The sequence below is a fragment of the Luteitalea pratensis genome (assembly GCF_001618865.1).
Classification (GTDB): Bacteria; Acidobacteriota; Vicinamibacteria; order Vicinamibacterales; family Vicinamibacteraceae; genus Luteitalea; species Luteitalea pratensis.
Genome location: NZ_CP015136.1, coordinates 473,036 through 493,443, shown reverse-complemented (window position 1 = coordinate 493,443; position 20,408 = coordinate 473,036). Strand labels below are relative to the sequence as shown.

Annotated in this window: 19 protein-coding genes; 8 read left to right on the top strand and 11 right to left on the bottom strand. The window is 67.4% G+C overall.

The window, feature by feature from the left end; translation table 11 throughout:
* Window positions 1–50: 50 nt before the first annotated feature.
* Window positions 51–461, top strand: coding sequence for a hypothetical protein (locus LuPra_RS02105; RefSeq protein ID WP_110169230.1), 411 nt, complete (start codon window positions 51–53; stop codon window positions 459–461).
* Window positions 462–531: 70 nt separating this feature from the next.
* Here LuPra_RS02105 and LuPra_RS02100 read toward each other — a convergent pair whose 3' ends face one another.
* On the bottom strand, window positions 532–1,083 hold the full coding sequence (locus LuPra_RS02100) for a sigma-70 family RNA polymerase sigma factor (protein WP_237050779.1): 552 nt from the start codon (window positions 1,081–1,083) through the stop codon (window positions 532–534).
* Between the two features lie 197 nt (window positions 1,084–1,280).
* Here LuPra_RS02100 and LuPra_RS02095 point away from each other — a divergent pair, with 197 nt between their 5' ends.
* The 4 genes from LuPra_RS02095 (at window position 1,281) to LuPra_RS02080 (ending at window position 4,525) form a co-directional block, all read left to right on the top strand.
* Window positions 1,281–1,754 (top strand): hypothetical protein, encoded by a 474-nt coding sequence (locus LuPra_RS02095; RefSeq protein ID WP_110169228.1) that lies wholly within the window; start codon window positions 1,281–1,283, stop codon window positions 1,752–1,754.
* Window positions 1,755–1,898: 144 nt separating this feature from the next.
* The gene (locus LuPra_RS02090) at window positions 1,899–2,129 is read left to right on the top strand and encodes a hypothetical protein (RefSeq protein ID WP_110169227.1); all 231 of its coding nucleotides are present in this window, start codon (window positions 1,899–1,901) and stop codon (window positions 2,127–2,129) included.
* A 453-nt stretch (window positions 2,130–2,582) separates the two neighbouring features.
* Window positions 2,583–3,743 carry a sensor histidine kinase gene (locus tag LuPra_RS02085; RefSeq protein ID WP_110169226.1) on the top strand — a complete coding sequence of 387 codons (1,161 nt, stop codon included), beginning with the start codon at window positions 2,583–2,585 and terminating at the stop codon, window positions 3,741–3,743.
* Entirely contained in the window at window positions 3,740–4,525 is a 786-nt protein-coding gene (locus LuPra_RS02080) for a LytR/AlgR family response regulator transcription factor (protein WP_110169225.1), read from the top strand. Before LuPra_RS02085 ends, LuPra_RS02080 begins: the two co-directional genes overlap by 4 nt.
* Before the next feature lie 39 nt (window positions 4,526–4,564).
* Here LuPra_RS02080 and LuPra_RS02075 read toward each other — a convergent pair whose 3' ends face one another.
* The 4 genes from LuPra_RS02075 to LuPra_RS02060 all read right to left on the bottom strand — a co-directional run bounded on the left by LuPra_RS02075 (window position 4,565) and on the right by LuPra_RS02060 (window position 7,574).
* The gene (locus tag LuPra_RS02075; protein WP_110169224.1) at window positions 4,565–5,074 is read right to left on the bottom strand and encodes a cupin domain-containing protein; all 510 of its coding nucleotides are present in this window, start codon (window positions 5,072–5,074) and stop codon (window positions 4,565–4,567) included.
* A gap of 208 nt (window positions 5,075–5,282) precedes the next feature.
* Entirely contained in the window at window positions 5,283–6,074 is a 792-nt protein-coding gene (locus LuPra_RS02070; RefSeq protein ID WP_110169223.1) for an SDR family NAD(P)-dependent oxidoreductase, read from the bottom strand.
* On the bottom strand, window positions 6,071–6,604 hold the full coding sequence (locus LuPra_RS02065) for a DUF6265 family protein (RefSeq protein ID WP_110169222.1): 534 nt from the start codon (window positions 6,602–6,604) through the stop codon (window positions 6,071–6,073). Before LuPra_RS02065 ends, LuPra_RS02070 begins: the two co-directional genes overlap by 4 nt.
* Window positions 6,605–6,719: 115 nt before the next feature.
* Complete coding sequence (locus tag LuPra_RS02060) at window positions 6,720–7,574, bottom strand: PIG-L deacetylase family protein (protein WP_110174481.1); 855 nt, start codon at window positions 7,572–7,574, stop codon at window positions 6,720–6,722.
* Between the two features lie 277 nt (window positions 7,575–7,851).
* Between LuPra_RS02060 and LuPra_RS02055 the strand changes: the two genes are divergently transcribed.
* Window positions 7,852–10,014, top strand: coding sequence for a prolyl oligopeptidase family serine peptidase (locus tag LuPra_RS02055; protein ID WP_110169221.1), 2,163 nt, complete (start codon window positions 7,852–7,854; stop codon window positions 10,012–10,014).
* A 102-nt stretch (window positions 10,015–10,116) separates the two neighbouring features.
* Here LuPra_RS02055 and LuPra_RS02050 read toward each other — a convergent pair whose 3' ends face one another.
* The 6 genes from LuPra_RS02050 to LuPra_RS02025 form a co-directional block, all read right to left on the bottom strand.
* The gene (locus tag LuPra_RS02050) at window positions 10,117–10,341 is read right to left on the bottom strand and encodes a sulfatase/phosphatase domain-containing protein (protein ID WP_110169220.1); all 225 of its coding nucleotides are present in this window, start codon (window positions 10,339–10,341) and stop codon (window positions 10,117–10,119) included.
* Window positions 10,338–11,591, bottom strand: coding sequence for a sulfatase family protein (locus tag LuPra_RS02045; RefSeq protein ID WP_110169219.1), 1,254 nt, complete (start codon window positions 11,589–11,591; stop codon window positions 10,338–10,340). The genes LuPra_RS02050 and LuPra_RS02045 overlap by 4 nt, the downstream gene beginning before the upstream one ends.
* Window position 11,592: 1 nt before the next feature.
* Entirely contained in the window at window positions 11,593–12,039 is a 447-nt protein-coding gene (locus LuPra_RS02040; protein WP_157898636.1) for a SufE family protein, read from the bottom strand.
* A gap of 167 nt (window positions 12,040–12,206) precedes the next feature.
* On the bottom strand, window positions 12,207–13,088 hold the full coding sequence (locus LuPra_RS02035; RefSeq protein ID WP_110169217.1) for a sulfurtransferase: 882 nt from the start codon (window positions 13,086–13,088) through the stop codon (window positions 12,207–12,209).
* Window positions 13,089–13,209: 121 nt separating this feature from the next.
* Window positions 13,210–14,481, bottom strand: coding sequence for an ABC transporter permease (locus tag LuPra_RS02030; protein ID WP_157898635.1), 1,272 nt, complete (start codon window positions 14,479–14,481; stop codon window positions 13,210–13,212).
* A gap of 20 nt (window positions 14,482–14,501) precedes the next feature.
* A complete protein-coding gene (locus LuPra_RS02025) occupies window positions 14,502–15,347 on the bottom strand; it encodes an ABC transporter ATP-binding protein (RefSeq protein WP_110169215.1) in 846 nt (281 codons plus the stop codon).
* A gap of 297 nt (window positions 15,348–15,644) precedes the next feature.
* Here LuPra_RS02025 and LuPra_RS02020 point away from each other — a divergent pair, with 297 nt between their 5' ends.
* On the top strand, window positions 15,645–17,483 hold the full coding sequence (locus LuPra_RS02020) for a gamma-glutamyltransferase family protein (RefSeq protein WP_157898634.1): 1,839 nt from the start codon (window positions 15,645–15,647) through the stop codon (window positions 17,481–17,483).
* Window positions 17,484–17,690: 207 nt separating this feature from the next.
* On the top strand, window positions 17,691–20,195 hold the full coding sequence (locus tag LuPra_RS02015) for a hypothetical protein (RefSeq protein WP_110169213.1): 2,505 nt from the start codon (window positions 17,691–17,693) through the stop codon (window positions 20,193–20,195).
* Window positions 20,196–20,408 lie beyond the last annotated feature (213 nt).

The following is a 20,408-nucleotide window of genomic DNA, read 5'->3' as shown; positions in this document are numbered from 1 at the left end:
GCGTATCCAGACGAGTGACCGCTTCGAGCGGTCTTCCATTGGAGGAATGCATGACCGCCGTGACCCCCAAGCAAATCGCCGCCAGCGCCCTGACCCTGCTCCTGATGGCCGCCGACACCATGACCGTCGCCACGCGTCCTTCGTCGACCCGCCGCGGCAACACCCTGGAGCAGGTGGAGGCCTACGCGTCCTCCCTCGGCGCCGGGGAAACTGCGGTGCACACCCTCGCATTCGAGAAGGGCCGCGAGTATCACCTGGAGGCGGCGTGCGCGGATGGCTGCAGCGTCGACATGCAGCTGTTTTCGTCATCCGGCCGCGAACTCGACCGTCACGTCGGCGCGGCGGGCACGCCCGAAGTGGCCATCATCACCTCGAACACCGGCAGCTACCGCGCCGAGGTCAAGATGGTGGCGTGCCGCGTCCAGCCCTGCGCCTACACACTGGCAGTCTTCGCCCGCTGACGCAGCGGCCACCGAGGACGGGCGCATCTCCCCGGCGTGCCCGTCCTCCCGGAATGGCCCGACGAATGTCTCAGTGTCCCGTCTTGAGCGCGTGCGCCAGCCAGAGCCGCGCGGTCGACCATTCCCGCTTCACAGTCGCTGGTGAAATCTCCAGGACCTCGGCCACCTCCTCGACCGACATCCCCGCGAAGTAGCGCAGTTCGACGACCCGTGCCTGCCGCTCGTCCAACCGGGCGAGGCGCTCGAGTGCTTCGTTCAGCCACAGCACGTCGACGTCGGGCCGCTCCGCCCCTGCCGCCGCCACGCCGCTCAAGGTCACGCGCTCGGCACCGCCGCCTCGCTTCGCGGCGACGTGCCCGCGCGCGTGATCGACCAGGACGCGACGCATGGCCTGGGCCGCGATGGCGAAGAAGTGCCCACGGCTCGCCCAGCGCACGTCGTGCTGATCCACCAGCCTGATGTACGCCTCGTGCACGAGGGCGGTCGGCTCGAGTGTATGTCCCTCACGCTCGCGCCGCATGTAGGAACGCGCCAGCCGGCGCAACTCCTCCTGTACGGCCGGCAACAGGGCATCGAGCGCACCAGCGTCACCAGAACTCCACCGCCTGAGGAGCACGGTCACGGCAGATGCGGGGCCCCCGGAGGGTGCATCTCCTGGGTCAGCCATCGAGATCGAAGGAAGAGGCTTACTTATCGACGAGGGCGGGCGCGGCTGTCAAGCATGAGCCGTTCGTTCTCAGCCTAACGCGTATCAAGGTGTGATCGAAAGCCACTGGTTGAATAGTTCCTGACAAGTTCGCACTCATCCCGGAGTCCTCCATGACTCGCACCCAGCTCTTCGTGACGCTCTCCCTCGTGTTCGGCGCGACGGCTCCGTGCGCAGACGGCATGGCGGCGGCTCCCCAGCTCGGGCCGGTCGTACCCGACTCCTGGTGGCTTGGCTTCAACGACGTGCGCGCCATCGTGGCCGCCTCGATCGACGGGAGCACCACACGCATCGCCGAGTGGGTGCTTGCCGCGCTCCTCGCCTGGCGATACCGGTCGCTCGCACTCGCAACGTTGGCGGGTGGGACAGGACGGCGGCGACGCAAGACGTCGCTGCGGACGATCGTTGGCGGACTGCCTGCATCCGGCGTGATGAGCGGCACGCCGCCGTTACTTCGGCCGCTGCAGCGCCCGCTTGGCAGCGCGGCGTCACCCGATATCCCCGTGTCGCAGGCGGCGCCCGGGAGGCTGACCGTCGCTGGCGCTGAGGGCGGTTGCGCCTCCTCGCTCACGACTTCGGGATCGTAGGCGCGAACACACCCGCGCCAGGGTCCCGGTGCGTTGATGCAGGCGGATCTCCCGTCTGGGGTCTAGAGCAGGGTCGTTTCGGCTCCGCTTGACCCATCGGGAACGGAAGGCTACGCTGCCCTTCCGGACCTGCGTCCGGTTGCCATGGCCGATCACGGAATCACGGACGACCAGTACGAGGTGCTCGGCGAGGCGGGGGAATGCTCCGTCTACCGCTGCGAGCACGGCTGCCTGCACGTGCAGATCGGCGACCTGAACCTGCGCATCGAGGACGAGCGATTCGCCGAACTCGCCGAAGCCGTGGCCGCCGCCACGCAGGCATCGCCCGACCTCCTCCGCTGGGTCGGTACCACGGGTAACGGTCCGGCGCACTGAACTACGCCGGCCTTGGGCCTTCGGTCTCAGGTCTCAGGTCTCAGGGCTCAGTCTCAGGGCTCAGTCTCAGGGCTCAGTCTTAGGGCTCAGTCTCAGGACTCAGGGCTCAGGACTCAGGTCTCAGGCTTAGGCTCAGGGCCCATGGCTCAGGGCTTAGGCTTGGGCGTCAAGCGTCAAGCGTCGAGCGTCGAGCGTCGAGCGTCGAGCGTTAGGCGTTAGGCGTTAGGCGTTCGACTCCCGGCATTCTCGGCATTCTCGGCATTAATTGGTGGTGCGCACTGAACCCGCGCACCCTCCCGTTCGTCCCACTTTCATCCGGTTCGTCCCGGAATTGTTGTGGAGAGGTTGTGCCGCGGGATAGGACGGGCTGTGGCTTGGCTCAGCCGGCTCTCCCAACCCCACCCTGCGGCAGCGCCCCGCGTCCCCTCGCTGGACGAGGTGGCTCGGCCACGCATGGGCGACCTCCGGACCGCGGTGGTGGACACCTTGCGCATGCCGAACGGCTCTCATACCGACGCCATCGAGCGCCGCGGCTGGCTCCTCCTCGCAGCCGTGCTGGTCGTGCTCAGCCTGGTGACGATGCCGCAGCTGGCGCTGCAGTACCGGATGCGTGGCGTCCAACTGCCGCTGGGCGAAATCATCTTCTCGGGGTTTGCCACCTGGCTGCCGTTCCTGCTGCTCGCTCCGGCCATCTTCACGATGGCGCGCCGGTTCCCGCTCGAGCCGGGCAACTGGCGGCGCTCGTTCGGGGTGCATGTCCTCGGATCGCTGGCGGTGTGCGTCGCGTACGCGGGCTGCCGGTGGGCGGTCAGCCACATCCCGTTCGTGGACCCCGAGCCGCTGCCCTTCACGTGGCTGCTGGTCTCGCAGTTCTACCTGGCATTCCAGTCGTACTGGGTGCTCGTGGCGGTGCACCAGGCCTGGCACAACTACAGGCGCTTCCGGGACCGGGCGCTGCGGGCGTCGCAGCTCGAGGCGCGGCTGGCGCGCGCGCAGCTCGAGGTCCTCAAGGGCCAGCTGCACCCGCATTTCCTCTTCAACACACTCAATGCCATCTCCACGCTCGTGCACCGCGACCCGATCGGCGCCGACGAGATGATCACGCAGCTCAGTGACCTGCTCCGCATGTCGCTGGACTCGATTGGGGTCCAGGAGGTGCGGCTGGGACAGGAAGTGGAGTTCCTGAGCCGCTACCTGGATATCCAGCGGACCAGATTCCACGACCGGCTGAAGGTCGACGTCGACGTCCCGGAACACCTGCTGCAAGTCCTCGTACCTAATCAGGTGCTCCAACCGATCGCCGAGAACGCCATCAAGCATGGCCTGGCCACTCGCCCGGAGTGCGGACGCATCGAGGTGACCGCGCGCCGCAGGGGGGACTGGCTGGAACTTGCCGTGAGGGACGACGGGCCCGGATTCAGGCTCGGGCCGGAAGGCCTGCCCGTGCGCGGCATCGGCCTTCGCAACACGCGGGAGCGCCTGCGCGAACTGTACGGTCCAGGTGCCGTGCTCACGCTCTCCAACCACCCTGATGGCGGAGCCGTGGTGCGGTTGCGCCTGCCGATTGGCGACGGGGCCGAACTGGCCGCGTCGGTCGAAGGAGTCTCTGCATGACCCTGCGCACCCTCATCGTCGACGACGAGCCCCTTGCCCGCGAACGCGTCCGGATGATGCTGGGAATGCACGACGACGTCGCCGTGATCGGCGAGGTCGGCGACGGCCAGCAGGCGATCGACGCCATTCGGCAGGAACGACCCGACCTCGTGTTCCTCGACGTGCAGATGCCCAGCGTCGACGGCTTCGGCGTCCTGCGGGCACTCGAGGGCGAGATCATGCCGCACGTGGTCTTCGTGACCGCCTACGACCAGTACGCGCTGCGGGCCTTCGAGGTGCACGCGCTCGATTACGTGCTCAAGCCTTTCAACGCCGAACGCTTCTCGCAGGCGTTGCAGCGCGCACGTACGGCAATCACGAAACGGGACGACGTCGAAGGGTCAGTGGACAAGGATCGGCTCCGCTCGCTCGTCGCGTCGCTCACCGCCGAGCAGCGCGAAAAACAGCGGATCGTCGTCAAGTCCTCTGGTCGCGTGTTCTTCGTCAAGGTCGACGACATCGACTGGATCGAGGCCGAGGGCAACTACGTGCGGCTGCACATGGGCGCGCAGTCGCACCTGTTGCGCGAGACGATGAAGGGCATGGAGTCGGTGCTCGACACGTCGCAGTTCATCCGCATTCACCGGTCGACGATCGTCAACGCCGATCGCATCCGCGAGTTGCAGCCGCTGTTCCACGGCGAGTACGCGGTGATCCTCCGCGATGGCACCCGGCTGGTGGCAAGCCGCGGCCCCGACAACCGACTCAAGAAGCTGCTGGCCGAAGCGACGATTCACGGTTAGCACCGGGTACCGGGTTCCGGGTACCGGGTACCGGCAGTCTCACACGCGCGTGAGGGCGGCGATCCGCGCGGCCTGGTGCGGATACGCGGCACTCAGTGCAGCGCGGTCTCCCGCTTCGTAGTCCGACACGTCGAACCCCGGCGCCATCGTCGTTCCGAGCAGCGCCCAACTCCCGCCATCGCGGAGGCATGTGCCCTGCCAAGTGTCCCGCGGGGCGACATGCTGCACGCGCTGACCCGCGGCGAGGTCGTGTCCGAGCACCACCAGCTCACTGCGACCATCCGCGTGCAGCAGCAGTTGCTCGACCGGGTCACCGAGATAGAAGTGGAAGACCTCGTCGGTGCGCAACCGATGCAGGGCCGAGAAGCCATCCGGAGCATCGGTCACGAGGTAGTAGATCGCCGTGCCGACCGTCGTCGCACGCGGATAGCGATCGCCAAGGACTCCACCCCCGATGGATTCTGGAGACATCCACGTCTGCCGGAAGTAACCGCCTTCGCCCGGGAGAGGCGCCAGTCCGAGCCGCAGGATCACGTCGTCTCTGGTCACCGGTCAAAGGTAAAATGGGCAAAAAGGGCGAAAAGGGCAAAACGGCAGAATCGAAGGCCGAAGGTCCGAAGCCGCGAAGGCCTTAAGAACAGAAGGGGACCACGGACGCCCCATGTCTTTCGGACTTTGTCCATCATCGCTTTCAGCCCTTTGCCCTTCGATTCTCTCTTTTCGCCATTTTTGGGCTTTTTGCCCATTTTATCTTCACCTAGTACGCGCGGTTGGTGAGCACGCCGCCGTCGACCACGAGGTCAGTGCCGGTGATCCAGCGCGACGCGGCGGAGACCAGGAACAGGCAGGCGTCGGCAACGTCCTCGAAGCGACCGAGCCGGCCGAGCGGCGTCGCGTCGGTATAGGCCGATACGCCCTGCGGCCACGCCTGGTCGAGGCCCGCGCGCCAGATCAGGCCGGGTGAGACGGCGTTGACGCGGATGCCCAACGCACCGAGTTCGCGCGCCGCCGATTTCGTGTACATCACCACGCCGGCCTTCGCCGCGGCGTAGTGGCTGTGGGCGGGCGCCACGTTGGACGCCTCGATCGACGCGATGTTGACGATCGCCCCACCACGCCCTGCGTCCCGCAATCCGCGAGCGACGGCCTGCGTGACCAGGTGGACGCTCGTGAGGTTGGCGGTGACGACCGCCTGCCAGTCCGCAGCATCGACGTCGAGGATCGAGCCGAGAGGATAGGTACCGGCGTTGTTGACGAGGATGTCGGGCACGCCGGTGTCGGCCGTAATGCGGGCGTGCAGGTCGTGAACGGCGGCGGCGGCGGTGAGGTCGGCCTGGTACGCACGGGCAGTGCCGCCCGAGGTGGTGATCCGGGACACCACCTCGCGTGCACCAGCGTCGCTGCGGTGGTAGTGGACCGCCACGTGGGCGCCCGCCTCGGCAAGGCGAGCGGCGATCCCGGTGCCGATGCCGGCCCCGGCGCCGGTCACGAGGGCGACGTGGCCGCGGAGGTCCAGGAGGTCGCGAACGGGAGGCGCGGCAGGCGTCATGGCTGTGCGCGCCTGAACGGGAACTCGATGTGGACCGCGGTCTGGCCTGGCGCCGTCTCGTCGAAGACGACAAGCAGGCCATCCGGCGCCGGATGCGAGTAGGTGATACGGACGACGCGCTCGCCTTCCTTCATCTCGAAGAGCACTCGCGACCCGCTCACCTCAATGGGCATCAGGGTCGTCGAGACCGCCTTGTCCTCCAGGCCGCGGAAGCCGCGATCGAAGTGCTTCAGCCTGAACGTCAGCGGCGTCGGCGCTGCAGACGAGCCGGTGTCGAGGGACATGAACTCGAAGAGCCATCGGCCCTGTCCGCGTTCCCAGCGGAAGCTGCCGATCATCATGCCGTCGCGCGCCGGCATCCACATCTCCTCGATGTGCTGCCCGCTGGCCGTGGTGCCGACCCAGCGACCCGCCAGCCACGACAGGTCCTGCAGCGACGCCGTGGGCGCGCTGGCTTGCGCGAGCGCGCCGGTGGTCATCAGCGGCAGCGTCGCGAGGACGAGTACGAAGACGGCAACGGCGCGACGCATCGGGAACTCCTGACCATCGACCTGACGTGTCCGCCTTAGCCTTGGCGACGGTCGACGGCTACGTGGCCGACGGGTAGCGGACCGCACGAGCGCGGCCCGTCCCGGGTCACTGTGGCTACGGCAGGAACGGGAACAGTCGCTTGATCTCCTCGGCGCTCGGTCGGCCGCCGTACTCGCAGATCTCGAACGCCTCGAACTGCTGCACCGTCGCCGCGACGTCCTTGCCGTAGTACTTCTCGAGCGCCGTGCGCATGACCGGCGAGACGTTGCTGCCGCGGTCCTTCTTCAGCCAGTCCCGGCGCGCCTTCACGTCCTTGGGCAGCTGGTCGAGGCGGCCGGCGTGCCATGGCAGCCATTCGTAGAACTGCGACACGTGGGCGTCGAGCGCGTCGATCTTCTTCTCGTAGGTATCGGTGATGTCCACCGCGATGTCGGGTGAGAAGGGGTTCGGTTTCTGGAACCCGTCCTGGTAGTACAGGAACACCGGGTTCTTCGTCAGCGCGGGAATGTGCGTGAGGATGTTGGGCACCGTGACCATGAACGCCGCATCCTGCAGCAGCACGCCCGTGTAGCGATGATCCGGGTGGTAGTCGTTGGGGCGCGGCCCGAGGACCAGATCGGCCTTGACCTGCCGGATCTGCGCGATGATCTGCTCGCGCACCTGTAGCGACGGCACCAGTTCGCCGTCGTGGTTGTCGAGCACCACGTACTCGATGCCGAGACGCTTGCCCACTTCCTGCGCTTCGGCGCGACGCCGGGCCGCGAGGATGCCGCCGCCCATTTCGTGGTGACCCGCGTCGCCGTTGGTGACCGACACGAACCGCACCTTGTGGCCGAGCGCCACCCACTTGGCGGCCGTACCTGCCGACCTGATGTCGCAATCGTCGGGATGCGCGCCGAACATGATGATGCTCAGCTTGCCGGCGGGGGCAGCTTGCGCGTGTGCAAGGGTGGCGCAGGCGAGCACCATCGTCAGTGCGGGGAACACGATCAGGCGGAAAGACAAGAGACGCTCCTAGGAAGAGAACGCAAGCGCACAGGTCGCCTGCAGGTTTGCAGCCTACATGGGCCGCGCTCGCACCGCAATCGTGGGCGACCACCTCGGTGAGGTAGGGACCGCTCTCCGAGCGGTCCGTCACCGGGTGCGGCCCACGATCGCCGTGGGTGGCAACGATGGACGGCCGGGACGGCGGTCCCGACCTCATGCCAGGCAGTCGCAGTACTATTGGTGTTCGGAGTCCCCATACATGCGCAGCCTTCTTGCCCTTGCCATGACCGCACCGCTGATTGCCGCGGCCGGCACACCTGCCCCCGCCCAGACCGCCGCCCCCGCTCCGCCGACCGCCTACCCGCAGACCCGCACGGTGCCGCAGGTGGACGACTACTTCGGCACGAAGGTGGCCGACCCGTATCGCTGGCTGGAGGACGACAACGCCGCCGACACCAAGGCATGGGTCGAGGCACAGAACGCCGTCACCTTCGACTACCTGGGCAAGATTGCCGGGCGTGCGGCCATCCGCTCGCGACTGACCACGCTCTGGAACTACGAGCGTTACGGCCTGCCCCGCAAGCGCGGCGAGCACTACGTCATCACCCGCAACGACGGGCTCCAGAACCAGGCGGTCTACTACCGCGCCAGGAGCCTCGAGGCGCCGCCCGAAGTCCTGCTCGACCCGAACACGCTGTCGGCCGACGGCACCGTCGCGGTCGGAGGCACGACCTTCTCCGATGACGGGCGCTACATGGCGTATTCGCTGTCGGAGAGCGGCTCGGACTGGATCCGCTGGAAGGTGCGCGAAATCGCCACTGGCAAGGACCTGGACGACGAGGTGCGCTGGTCGAAGTTCTCGAGCGCGGCGTGGCTGCACGATGGTTCCGGTTTCTTCTACAGCCGCTACGACGCCCCCAAAGAGGGCGCGGCCCTGACCGGCGTCAACAAGGACCAGAAGGTCTACTTCCACAAGCTGGGTACGTCGCAGGACGCCGACGTGCTCATCTACGCGCGCCCTGATCAGCCCGACTGGGGCCTGGGCGCCGACGTCACCGACGATGGCAAGTTCCTGCTGATCTACCAGAGCGAAGGCACCGACCCGAAGAACCGCATCTTCGTGAAGGACCTCGCCCGCCCCGACAGCAAGGTGGAGCCGTTTCTCAACGACTTCGACGCCATGTACAACATCGTCGGCAACGATGGCGGGACGTTCTACGTGCTCACCAACCAGGGCGCGCCCCGCAAGCGACTGGTGGCGATCACGCTCGGCCAGGCGTCGTCCTCCTCGTGGAAGTCCGTGATTGCCGAGGGGCCCAAGCAGGACGTGCTGGACGACGTGACGATGGCCGCGAACCAGTTCGTCGCCACCTGGCAGATCGACGCCCAGAACAAGCTGCGCGTGTACGGGCTCGATGGGACCATGACACACGAAGTGAAGCTGCCGACAATCGGCGCGGTGTCGTTCAGCGGCCGTCGCGAACAGGCCGAGGGCTTCTACGCGTTTTCGTCGTTTGCCTATCCGACCGCGATCCTCAAGCTCGACGTCGCCTCCGGTCGCAGCACCACGTTCAAGCAGCCGAAGGTCGCGTTCGACCCGGCGCAGTACGAGACGGTGCAGGTGTTCTATCCCTCGAAGGACGGCACGAAGGTGCCGATGTTCATCACGCACAAGAAGGGCCTGGCGAAGAATGGCGCGAACCCGACCTACCTGTACGGCTACGGCGGCTTCGACATCTCGCTGACGCCGTCGTTTTCGCCCGCCAACCTCGCGTGGATGGAGATGGGCGGGGTCTACGCCGTCGCCAACCTGCGCGGCGGCGGCGAGTACGGCAAGGCGTGGCACGACGCGGGCCGCCTGAAGAACAAGCAGAACGTCTTCGACGATTTCATCGCCGCGGCCGAGTACCTGATCAAGGAGAAGTACACGTCGACGCCGAAGCTGGCGATCGGCGGGGGCAGCAACGGCGGCCTGCTGGTCGGCGCGGCGATCACGCAGCGGCCCGATCTGTTCGGCGCGGCCCTGCCGGCCGTCGGCGTGATGGACATGCTCCGGTTCCACAAGTTCACGATCGGCTGGGCATGGAAGTCCGACTACGGCAGCTCGGAGACCAAGGAGGGCTTCGATGTCCTCTACAAGTACTCGCCGCTGCACAACCTGAAGCCCGGCACCGCGTACCCGGCGACGATGGTCACGACCGCCGACCACGATGACCGCGTCGTCCCGGCCCACAGCTTCAAGTTCGCCGCGACGCTGCAGGCCTCGCACAAGGGGCCCAATCCGGTGCTGATCCGCATCGAGACCAAGGCCGGGCACGGCGCCGGCAAGCCCACGAGCAAGCAGATCGAGGAAGCCGCGGACAAGTGGGCGTTCCTGGCGGCCACACTCGGCGTCGTGGTGAAGCCGACGGGGAGCAACTAGGTAATTTCATACGTTCAGAATTTCAGAATTGCATGACCAACGCCAACCTTCGGGGTGCTCCGGTGGTGGTGAAATTCTGCAATTTTGAAATTCTGCAATTTCTCAGGGCGCGGGCTGATACAGGAGCCCGCGCTCCTTCAATACCGGATCGTCGATCGAGCGCATCCACTCGCGCAGTCGTCGCTCCATCGAGCGGCGGCGATCCGCCTGCTCGCGCGCGTTCCACAGGTTCTTGAGCTCGCCCGGGTCGGCCTCGAGATCGAAGAGCTGATCCTTCGTGGTCGTGCCGTACGACCGCACCAGTTTCCACCCTGCCTCACGGATCATCCGCAGTGTGCGATCGCGTAGTGGTGGATGTCGTACTGCCCGTAGACCGCGTCACGCCACTGCGGCATGGCCTCGCCGCGCAGCAACGGTGCCAGGTCGCGCCCGTGCCGTGGCGCGTCGACGGGCATCGGCACACCGGCCAGGGACAGCGCGGTGGGATAGATGTCCTCGAACGACACCATCTCGCTGACGACGCGCGCGGCGCCGGCAACGCCAGGACCGCGCACCAGGAATGGCGGACGCAGTGACGTGTCGAACATGTTCGGCATCGCCGGGCCGTTGACGCCGCCGACGATCCAGGTGCCGTTGCCCTTGCTGTGCAGGCCGTGGTGGCCGATGTTGTAGCCGTGGTCGCTCGTGAAGATGACGACCGTAGTCTTGTCGAGGCCGGTCTGCTGCAACGTGTCGAGCAGTCGTCCGACGTTGCGATCGATCGAATGGATGCTCGCGAAGTACTCGCGCGTCCACTGGCGCACCTGTGCCTGGTCGAGGCCGGGAAAGACGGGGATGGCAACCGCCGCCTCACGGAATGGGGCGAGGTCCTGCTCGGGCACGGGACCGTAGGGTGTGTGCGGCGCGCGATAGTGGAGCGACAAGGCGAATGGCCGGCCCGGCTCCTGCGCGATGAAGCGCAGCGCCGCCTCGGTGAGCACGTCGGGTTCCGGCCCTGGGAATACTCTCTCGACGCCGGCTTCGTCGGACAACCTCGGGTTCATGGGCTCGGTGCCACCGCCCAGGAAACCGAAAAAGGACCCGTATCCGTGGCGGGTCGGGTGGAAGCGCGGTTGCGAACCCAGGTGCCACTTGCCGACAAGGCCGGTGCGGTATCCGGCCCGTTGCAATGCCTCGGCCCACGTGGTCGTCTCGGGCGGCAGGCCGACGCCGGCCTCGGCTTCATCCGGGTTGATCCAGTCGGTGATGCCGACCTGCGTGCCATAAAGGCCCGCGAGCAAAGTCGCGCGACTCGGGGAGCACACCGGTGACGGCGTGAAGACGTTGGCAAAGCGCACGCCCTCGGCCGCGAGCCGATCGATCTGCGAGGTGCGCGCATCCGCATTCCCGTACGAGCCGAGCGTCCAGCTCGCCTGATCGTCGGTCACGATCATCAGGAGGTTGGGACGCGGGTTCGGGAGTCGGGAGTCGAGAGTCGGGAGTCGAGCGCCGGGCGTCTGTCCGGCGCCCAGGTAATCTCCAGCGACGCCGACGATGAACACCGCCGCCAGGCTGGTGGCGACGACGAGGCGGCGCATGTCAGGCCGACGCCCGCTTCAGGGCGTCGCGCGTGAGCGCCTGCACGGCGAGCACCATCGACTTGAGTCCGAGGCCCTTGCCCATCGAGATGTTCTGGCGGAACACGCGCTCGACGATGTCCGAGTCGAGCGCGAGGACGTCCTCGGCGGGCTGACCCGAGAAAATGGCATCGAGGATCACCGCGAGCGCCTTTGCAGAGATCCCGCTCGGGTTCTCGACAGCGAAGTGCAGCCGAAGCGTGCCGTCCGGGTTCAGCGTCGACCACACGTATGCCTCGGACTCGCACTGCGGCACCTGGTGGCTCTTCGGGTACGGCCGTGTCGCGACCTCTGCAGGCACCTCCTGGAACTTGTCCGCGAACCCGATCAGCAGGTCGGCCCGGCTGGCCGGATCGGCGAACATGTCCAGCGTCTCTTGGAGCTCCTCGAGTTTCTCTTTGGTGGTCATCACGATTTCACTGACGGCCTTCGGCATTCGGCCTTCGGCTTTCGCCATACTGGTCGGCCTTCGTCATTCGGCCTGTGTACTGGGCCGGGCTCGGAGAGCCGGCCCTACCGTCGCCGCGTCAAGCGATAGGCATCACGCATCAGGCATCAGGCATTAAGCGTTAGGCGTTAGGCGTTAGGTTCGGGACCCTTCGCGACCGGGACCCCGACGAGGTTGCCCCACTCGGTCCAACTGCCATCGTAGTTGCGGATGTTCTCGAACCCGAGCAGGTACTTCAGGGTGAACCACGTGTGGCTGCTCCGCTCGCCGATGCGGCAATAGGCGATGGTCGCCTTGGACGGGTCGAGGTGCTTCTCACCGAGATAGATGGCCTTCAGTTGCTCGGCGTCCTTGAACGTGCCGTCCTCGGGATTGATGGCGCGGGCCCACGGCACGCTCTTCGCGCCGGGGATGTGTCCGCCCCGCATGGCGCCTTCCTGCGGGTACTCGGGCATGTGCAGCTTGGCACCGGTGTATTCGTCCGGCGAGCGCACGTCGACGAGTTGCCCGCCGGCCTCGCTATGCGTGAGCACCTGCGCACGGAACGCGCGGTGCGCACTGTCCTGCCGCTCGGAGGGCACCGGATAGGTGGAGGCGGCATACTTCGGCACGTCGCGCGGCAGCGGACGCCCCTCCTTCTCCCACTTGAGCCGACCCCCGTCGAGAATGCGCGCGTTGGTGTGCCCGAACAGCTGGAAGACCCAGAACGCGTAGCAGGCCCACCAGTTGTTGCGGTCGCCGTAGAGCACGACCGTCGTCTCCGGGGTGATGCCGAATCGCGAGACCAGGGCCGCGAATTCGGTCGCCGCGATGTAGTCGCGCCGCAGCGGGTCGTTCAGGTCGGCGGTCCAGTCGATTTGCACGGCGCCCGGGATGTGCCCCGACGGATACACGAGCGGATCCTCGTTGGACTCGACCAGGCGGACGTTCGGGTCTTGCAGGTGCTCGGCCACCCACTCGGTGGAGACGAGCGCCTCGGGGTGGGTGTAGCCCTTGTCGGCGATGGACATCGGTGTGGCTCCTCGGAATTTCAGAATTTCAGAATTGCAGAATGTCACGTACAAGGTCAGCGGGGCGAACCAATGTGTGTGACATGCTGAAATTCTGCAATTTTGAAATTGTCGTCGGCGCTCAGTCGGCGGCCTGCCGGCGCGCGCCGATCGTGAAGGTCACGACGGCCACCGCCAGGAGAATCGTGCACGGCACGACCATCTCGGCCACGCCGAAGTCGCGCCAGATCGCACCCTCGAGGGCGATGATCGCCCAGCGTACGGGGCTGAGGTAGCCGATCCGGGCCATCCAGGGCGGCATGAACATCAGCGGCACCATCGCGCCGCCGAGCAGGAACAACGGCATCATCACCGCCGGCGCCATCCCGCCGACACCCTGTTCGGTGTGGGCCATCGACGCCAGCAGCAGGATGATGCCCACGAAGGCGGCCGCGGTGCAGAGGATCGCCGTGAGCAGCAAAGGCCACGACGAAGCCCGCACGCCGAAGGCCGTGATGCCGAGCAGGATCAGCAACAGTTCAACGAGGCAGATGGCGATCAGGGCCGCCAGCGACTTGCCAGCGAGCACCTGTGCGCGCGAGAGCGGCGACACGTGCAGGCGCACCAGCGTCCCGCGGACGCGCTCCGAGGCGAACGTCGTGCCGAACGCCATCACGCACCCGAAAATCGCCCACAGAATGGCCTGCGGGAACGTCACGTCGTAGCCATTGCGCGGGCCCGTGCGCTGGCGCTGCAGGTCCTCCTTCGTAATCCGCAACGGCTCCCAGCCGGCGCCGGCTGCGGGCGGTGCACTGTCAGCCGAGCCAAGCTGCGCGGCGTCGGGCGTGCCGAGGAACGTGTCGAGTTGCCCAAGGAACTTCTCGAGGCCTGGGTTAGCGCCAGGTGCGCCCTTCTTGAGATCCTGCAGTGCCTTCTGCACGTTCTCGCGCCCGCCGGCCGGATTGGAGAACATCGCCTGCATTCGCTCGGCGCCCTGCTGCATCAGCAGGCCCTCGAGCATGCCGCGCTCGGCCTGCCGGCTCGGGTCCGTGTAGAGCTGCACCTCGGGCGGCGTGCCGTAGAACATCCGCGAGGTCGCCTCGCCGAAGCCAGGTCGCAGCATGACCGCCGCAATCCGCTCGCCCTTGCGCACCGCCTCGAGCGCATCGGCGCGACTGACCGCGACGCTGGCATCGAAGGTGTCGCGCGCGACCAACCGATCGGCGAAGGCGCGTGAGCCTTCGGTCTTGTCCTCGTCCACCACGACGATGGGCAGTCGCGGCGTCGGCCTGTCGCTGCCGCCAAACAGCACGCCGAACAGGACCGCCACGCAGAGCGGCCAGATGAACGTGAAGAACAGCGAGGCGCGCTGCCGGGTGAACGTCCGCAGGTCCTTGATCGCAATCGCAAGCATGGCTGACATTTGGAGGGGCCTCAGTCTCGCAGGGTGCGACCGGTGAGCGTCAGGAAGACCTGTTCCAGCGTCGGTTCGTCGACGCGGAACGACTCGACCGGTGCCTCGAGCGACAGTCGATTGAGCTCCGCGAGCGGGTCGTGGGTCTGCAGCACGACGTCACGGCCAGCCAGTCGAACCTGGAGTGATGGCGTCCCGCCATGGGTGCGGATCAGCCCCGCCACGGTGTCGAGCGCGAGCACCCGGCCGGCGTCGATGATCGCCACCCGATCGCACAGGCGGACCGCTTCCTCCATGTAGTGCGTGCTGTACACGAGCGTGCGGCCCTCCGCCTTGAGCGCCTCGATGCTGTCGAAGATGGCGTTGCGCGATTGCGGGTCCACGCCCACCGTCGGTTCATCGAGCAGCACCAGTTCCGGCTCGTGCAGCACCGCGGCCGCGATGTTGAGCCGCCGCTTCATGCCGCCCGAGTAGGTGTCGACGCGATCGCGGCGTCGATCGCCCAGTCCCACGAACGACAGCGCGGCGTCGACCCGCGCCTTCAGGGCCGCACCGGAGAGCCCGTACAGTTGGCCGAAGAACGCCAGGTTCTCCTCGGCCGTCAGCAGGTCGTAGACGGCAAGGTTCTGCGGCGCCAGGCCGAGCCGGCGGCGAGCGTCGGGTGAGGTCGGCGGGCCGTGGACGCCGATAGCCACCGAGCCGGCGTCTGGCCGCAGCAATCCCGTCGCCACATGCATGGTGGTGCTCTTGCCGGCACCGTTGGGCCCGAGCAGGCCGAGGATCTCGCCGGGCCTGACCTCGAGCGACAGGTCGTCGACGGCGACTCGCGTGCCGTAGCGCTTCACGATGTGGGAAATGACGAGCATGACTGCTGCATGGTACGTGGGGCGACCCTGGCGAGGTCCACACATTGGTGGTAAGAGCCTCGTAATGCCGGAATGCCGGAATGCCGGAATGCCGGAATGTCGAACGGACGACCGCGTCGAATCCGCCGAGCGTCGACCTGACTTGTCCGCCGGAGTCTTGGCGAGGGTGGAAGGTCGACGCCCACCAGACGAATGCGTCGTGCTTGACGCGACACGTAGGCGTCGAGCTTCGCGCGATTCGTAGGCGTCGAGCTTGCTCGACGCGAAGCCGCCCCGCGCTGGCCTATGCTTTGGGCCATGTCTCGTGTTGCCCTCGTGTTGCTTCTCGGGCTGGCCCAGGCCGTGCCCGCCAGTGCCCAATCCCTCCGCCCCGAGTTCCCCGGCACGCACGGAGTGGTCGCCGCGGGCCGTACATACACCGCGGAAGCGGGCGCGGAACTGCTCTCCAACGGCGGCACCGCGGTGGACGCCGGCATTGCCGCCATCTTCGCGGCGGCTGTCGTCGAGATTTCGCACTTCGGGTTGGGTGGAGAGGCGCCGATGGTCATCTACCTCGCGAAGAACCGCGAGGTGGTCGTGATCAACGGGCAGGGCACGGCCCCCCTGGCCGCGACACCAGAGGCATTCACCGGCAAGACGTCGATCCCCGCCAACGGGCCGCTGGCCGCGACCATCCCCGCCGTCGTCGACGCCGCATCGTTGGCGCTGGCGAAGTACGGCACGAAGTCGCTCGGCGAGGTGCTCGCGCCGGCCATCAGGCTCGCCGACGGCTTCCCGATGTACGAGTTCCTCAGCCGCTATCTCACCAGCGAGCGCAGGGGCTGTGAGCCGTACGCCGCGACCATGCGCACGTACTACCCGGAGGGCCGGGTGACCAGGGCGGGCGAGATGTTCCGCCAGCCGAACCTGGCTCGAACCCTGCGCCGGCTGGTTGATGCGGAGGCCGCCTCGCTGAAATCAGGGGAGCCGCGCGAGAAGGCAATCGGACGCGCACGGGATGCCTTCTACACGGGCGACATCGCACGCCAGCTGGCGGCGGCAGTGCAGGCCGAAGGGGGGATGATCACCGAAGCCGATCTCGCGAACTATCACAGCAAGATCGAGCAGCCCTACAGCGTCACCTACCGCGGCTACACCGTGCACAAGGCCGGGCCCTGGAATCAGAGCCCCGTGCTGCTGCAGACCCTGAACCTGCTCGAGGGTTTCGACCTCCGTGCGATGGGTCACCTGAGCGCCGACAGCATCCACGCAATGACGGAGGCCATGAAACTGGCCTACGCCGATCGCGATCGCTACTACGGCGATCCCGACTTCGTGAAGGTGCCGATCACCGGCCTGCTGTCGAAGGCCTACGCGAAGGATCGGCACGCGCTGATCGACATGAAACATGCGAGCCTCGAGCAACGGCCGGGGAATCCCGGCCCTTTTGATGGCAACAGCACCATCGAGGCGCGCTGCGGAGATGGACGGCTCGGAGAGCCGTCCCTACCAACGCCGTGCATGGCGCGCGACCCGCACATCAGGCGCGTCGGCACGCCCGGTGAGTCGGGCGACACGACGGCCATCGAGGTTGCGGACAAGGACGGCAACCTCTTCTCGGCGACACCCTCGTCCGGGTGGCTGCTCGGTGGCGCTTTCGTCGCGGGCGACACGGGCGTCCCACTGAGCAACCGCATGCAGGCCTTCCGTCTCGAACCCGGTAGCCCCAATATCGTCGCGCCCGGGAAGCGGCCGCGGACGACGCTGACGCCGACGATCGTGACCAAAGACGGCGCGCCGTTCCTCGCCATCGGCACGCCGGGCGGCGACAGCCAGGACCAGCAGATCCTTCAGGTGCTCGTCAACGTGATCGACTTCGGCCTGCCGCTGCAGGCGGCCGTCGACTCGGCACGGTTCAACACGCTCTCAATCCAGAGTTCGTTCCGCGACCACCGGATCGATCCGGGCGTGCTCGAAATGGAGCGGAGCATACCGGAGGCCGTGCGCAAGGATCTCGAGGCTCGTGGTCACACGCTGCGCCTCTACCTGCCGGTGACGTATTCGACCGGTGTCGTCGCGGCGGGCGCGGACCCGGCCACAGGTCACCTGCGCGGCGCCGCCGACGTGCGCAGGGAACGCGCCGTGATCGCCTGGTGAGCGCCAACCTGCCCGGCGTAGGTGTAGGCGTCGAGCTTGCTCGACGCACGCGGCGTTCTTCCACCGACGTCGGAAGATGTCCGTCGACCAAGGTCGACGGCTACGACCACAGGTACCAGTGCGTCATGAGGCATGAGGCATCAGGCATTACTGAAGCCGAGACGTTGCCGGGCCGATTCACCGAACTGCCCCAGCGACTGAGCTGACATGGTCTCGTCGCCCCACTCGTTTCGCCTCGCCGCTCTTCTCCTGACCGGCATCCTGCTCGGCGCCGGTGCTGGCCTCGCGCAACCCGCCGGGCCGCTGCCGCAGCCGCTGCCCCTGTTTCCGGCCGACAACTGGTGGAACGTTGACGTCAGCCAGGCGCCCGTCGATCCAGGCAGCGCCGCCTTCATCGCCTGGATTGGCGGTAGCAATGGCAAGCGGGTCCACCCGGACTGGGGCGCCTCGGCCAACGACGCGGGCGACCCCACGGCGACGTACGGCATGCCGTACGTCAGCGTGCCCGGTTCCCAGCCACTCGTGCCAGTCAGCTGGGTTGCCTATGGCGACGAGAGCGACGACGGCGCACCGGGACGACCACCCGGTTATCCGATTCCGCCGGCCGCCAGGACCACGGGCGGTTACGTGGAAGGCGGCCAGCCAGGACAGCTCGATCCCGGTGGGGACCGACACCTGATCCTCGTCGACCGCGACAACCGCCTGCTGTACGAGTTGTATCGCGCCCGCTGGAATGGCTCGTCCAACCGGTGGGAGGCCGAGTCGGGCGCCGTGTTCGACATGACCCGCAACGGCCGGCGCCCAGAGGGTTGGACAAGCGCCGATGCCGCCGGCCTCGCCATCCTGCCGGGGCTGGTGCGCTACGACGAGATGTTCGGCACCGAGCCGATTCGTCACGCGCTCCGCATGACGGTCCGCGCCACGAACGGCTACGTGTGGCCCGCATCCCATCGCGCCGGAAGTACGGCCGGGGCGTTGCCGATGGGGGCCCGGCTTCGCCTCAAGGCGAGCGTGGACATCTCGTCGTACTCGCCGCATGTGCAGCGGCTGTTCCAGGCGATGAAGACGTACGGCCTGATCGTCGCCGACAACGGCAGCGACATGTTCGTGACCGGCACGAACGACCCGCGCTGGACGCCGTACATGGACGACATCGTGTCGGCCGTCCACGCGATGCGATCGACGAGCTTCGAAGTGGTGACACTCGGATGGCGGCCCGCCGCCGCGCCAGCCGATGCCGATGCCGACGGGCTCCCCGACGATTGGGAGCGGGACTACGGCCTCGATCCGGGCAGCCGCAACGGAGACAACGGCGCCGATGGGGACCCTGACGGCGACGGCATCGACAACGCCGGCGAACGCGCCGCCGGCACGCACCCGCGGGGATTCGCACGACGCCTGCTGGCCGAGGGCCTGAGGCAAGGCACGTTCGCCACCCGCATCGCGCTCGCCAACCCGTCGGCAACGGCGACGGCGTACACGCAGGTGCGCTTCGAACGCGACGACGGCGTCGTGGTGCGGCTGGCGCGGCAGGTCCCTGCGTCGCAGCGTGTCACCGTCGACACGAACGCCATTGCTGAACTGCAAGGGCACGCGTTCGCGACGGTCGTCGAGTCGGACGTCTTCGTTGCCGTCGATCGACTCGTGCAATGGGACCAGGGGCGCGGCAGCCATGCCGAGCACGGCCTCTCCGGTCCCTCGACGGAGTGGTACTTCGCCGAGGGCGCCACGTATACCGGATTCGCGCTGTTCTACCTGCTGCAGAACCCGGGCGATCTCCCTGCGCAGGTCACGGTGACGTACCTGCGTGAACCGCCGCTGGCGCCGCTCGTGCGCCAACACCAGGTGCCGCCGCATTCACGACGCACCATCTGGGTCAATGACGATGAGGCGGGTCCGCAGACGCCGGCCGGTGGCGCGGCGTCCTCCGCGGTGATCGTGTCGGACGTGCCGATCGTCGCCGAACGCGCAATGTACCGATCCGTGCCCAACGCGTTCGAGGCCGGGCATGCCAGCGCCGGGGCGCCCGCACTGCGTACCTCGTGGTTCTTCGCCGAGGGCTACACCGGTCCCCTGTTCCAGCAGTACCTGCTGCTCGGCAATCCCGGGACCTCACCGGTGCCCGTGCGCGTCGAATATCTCCTGCCTGGCGGGCCAACACCGCCCGTCATCCACGTAGTGCAGGCACGCAGCCGGTTGACGGTGCTGGTCAACGACGAGACCCCGGCGCCCGGCCTGTCGCTCGCCTCGACGGCCGTGTCGATGGTGATCAATGCCGATGCGCCGATCGTCGCCGAACGGGCCATGTGGTGGCCCGGATCGTCGGCGACCTGGCGCGAGGCGCATGTCAGCCTGGGCGCCGAGCAGACGTGTCCCCGCTGGGCGATCGCCGAGGGCGAGTGGGCGGCTGGTGTGGACACGTACGTCCTCGTCGCCAACACCGGCGCCTCGCCGACGACGCTGCGTGCGACGCTGTTGCGCGAAGGCTCGCTGCCCTCGAGTGCCGACGTGCCCATCGCGGCGCGCGCGCGCCAGAACGTGAACGTGCCGAGCCTGTTCCCCCAGGCCTTCGGCACTCGCTTCGGCATGCTCGTGGAGTCCGCGCCAGGCGCGGCGGCCGCGCCGCTGGTCGTGGAGTGGGCGCACTACGCGGACGCGCCCGGCGTGCATTGGAGCGCTGGTGCGGCCGCGCTCGGCACGTGCGTGCCGTAACCACGAGGTCGAATAACCACCAGATCGAAATGCCGAAAATGCTGGAATGCTGGAATGTCGAGGGCAGTTTTCGAGATTGCGGCATCGCGGCGTTCCGGCATTGCGGCATCGCGGCATTCGCGGCTGTAGGCGTCGAGCTTGCTCGACGCACGTGTGTGCCCTCACAGTCAGGGGAGGGTCGGCTCTCCGAGCCCGGCCCTGCGGAACCGCTCG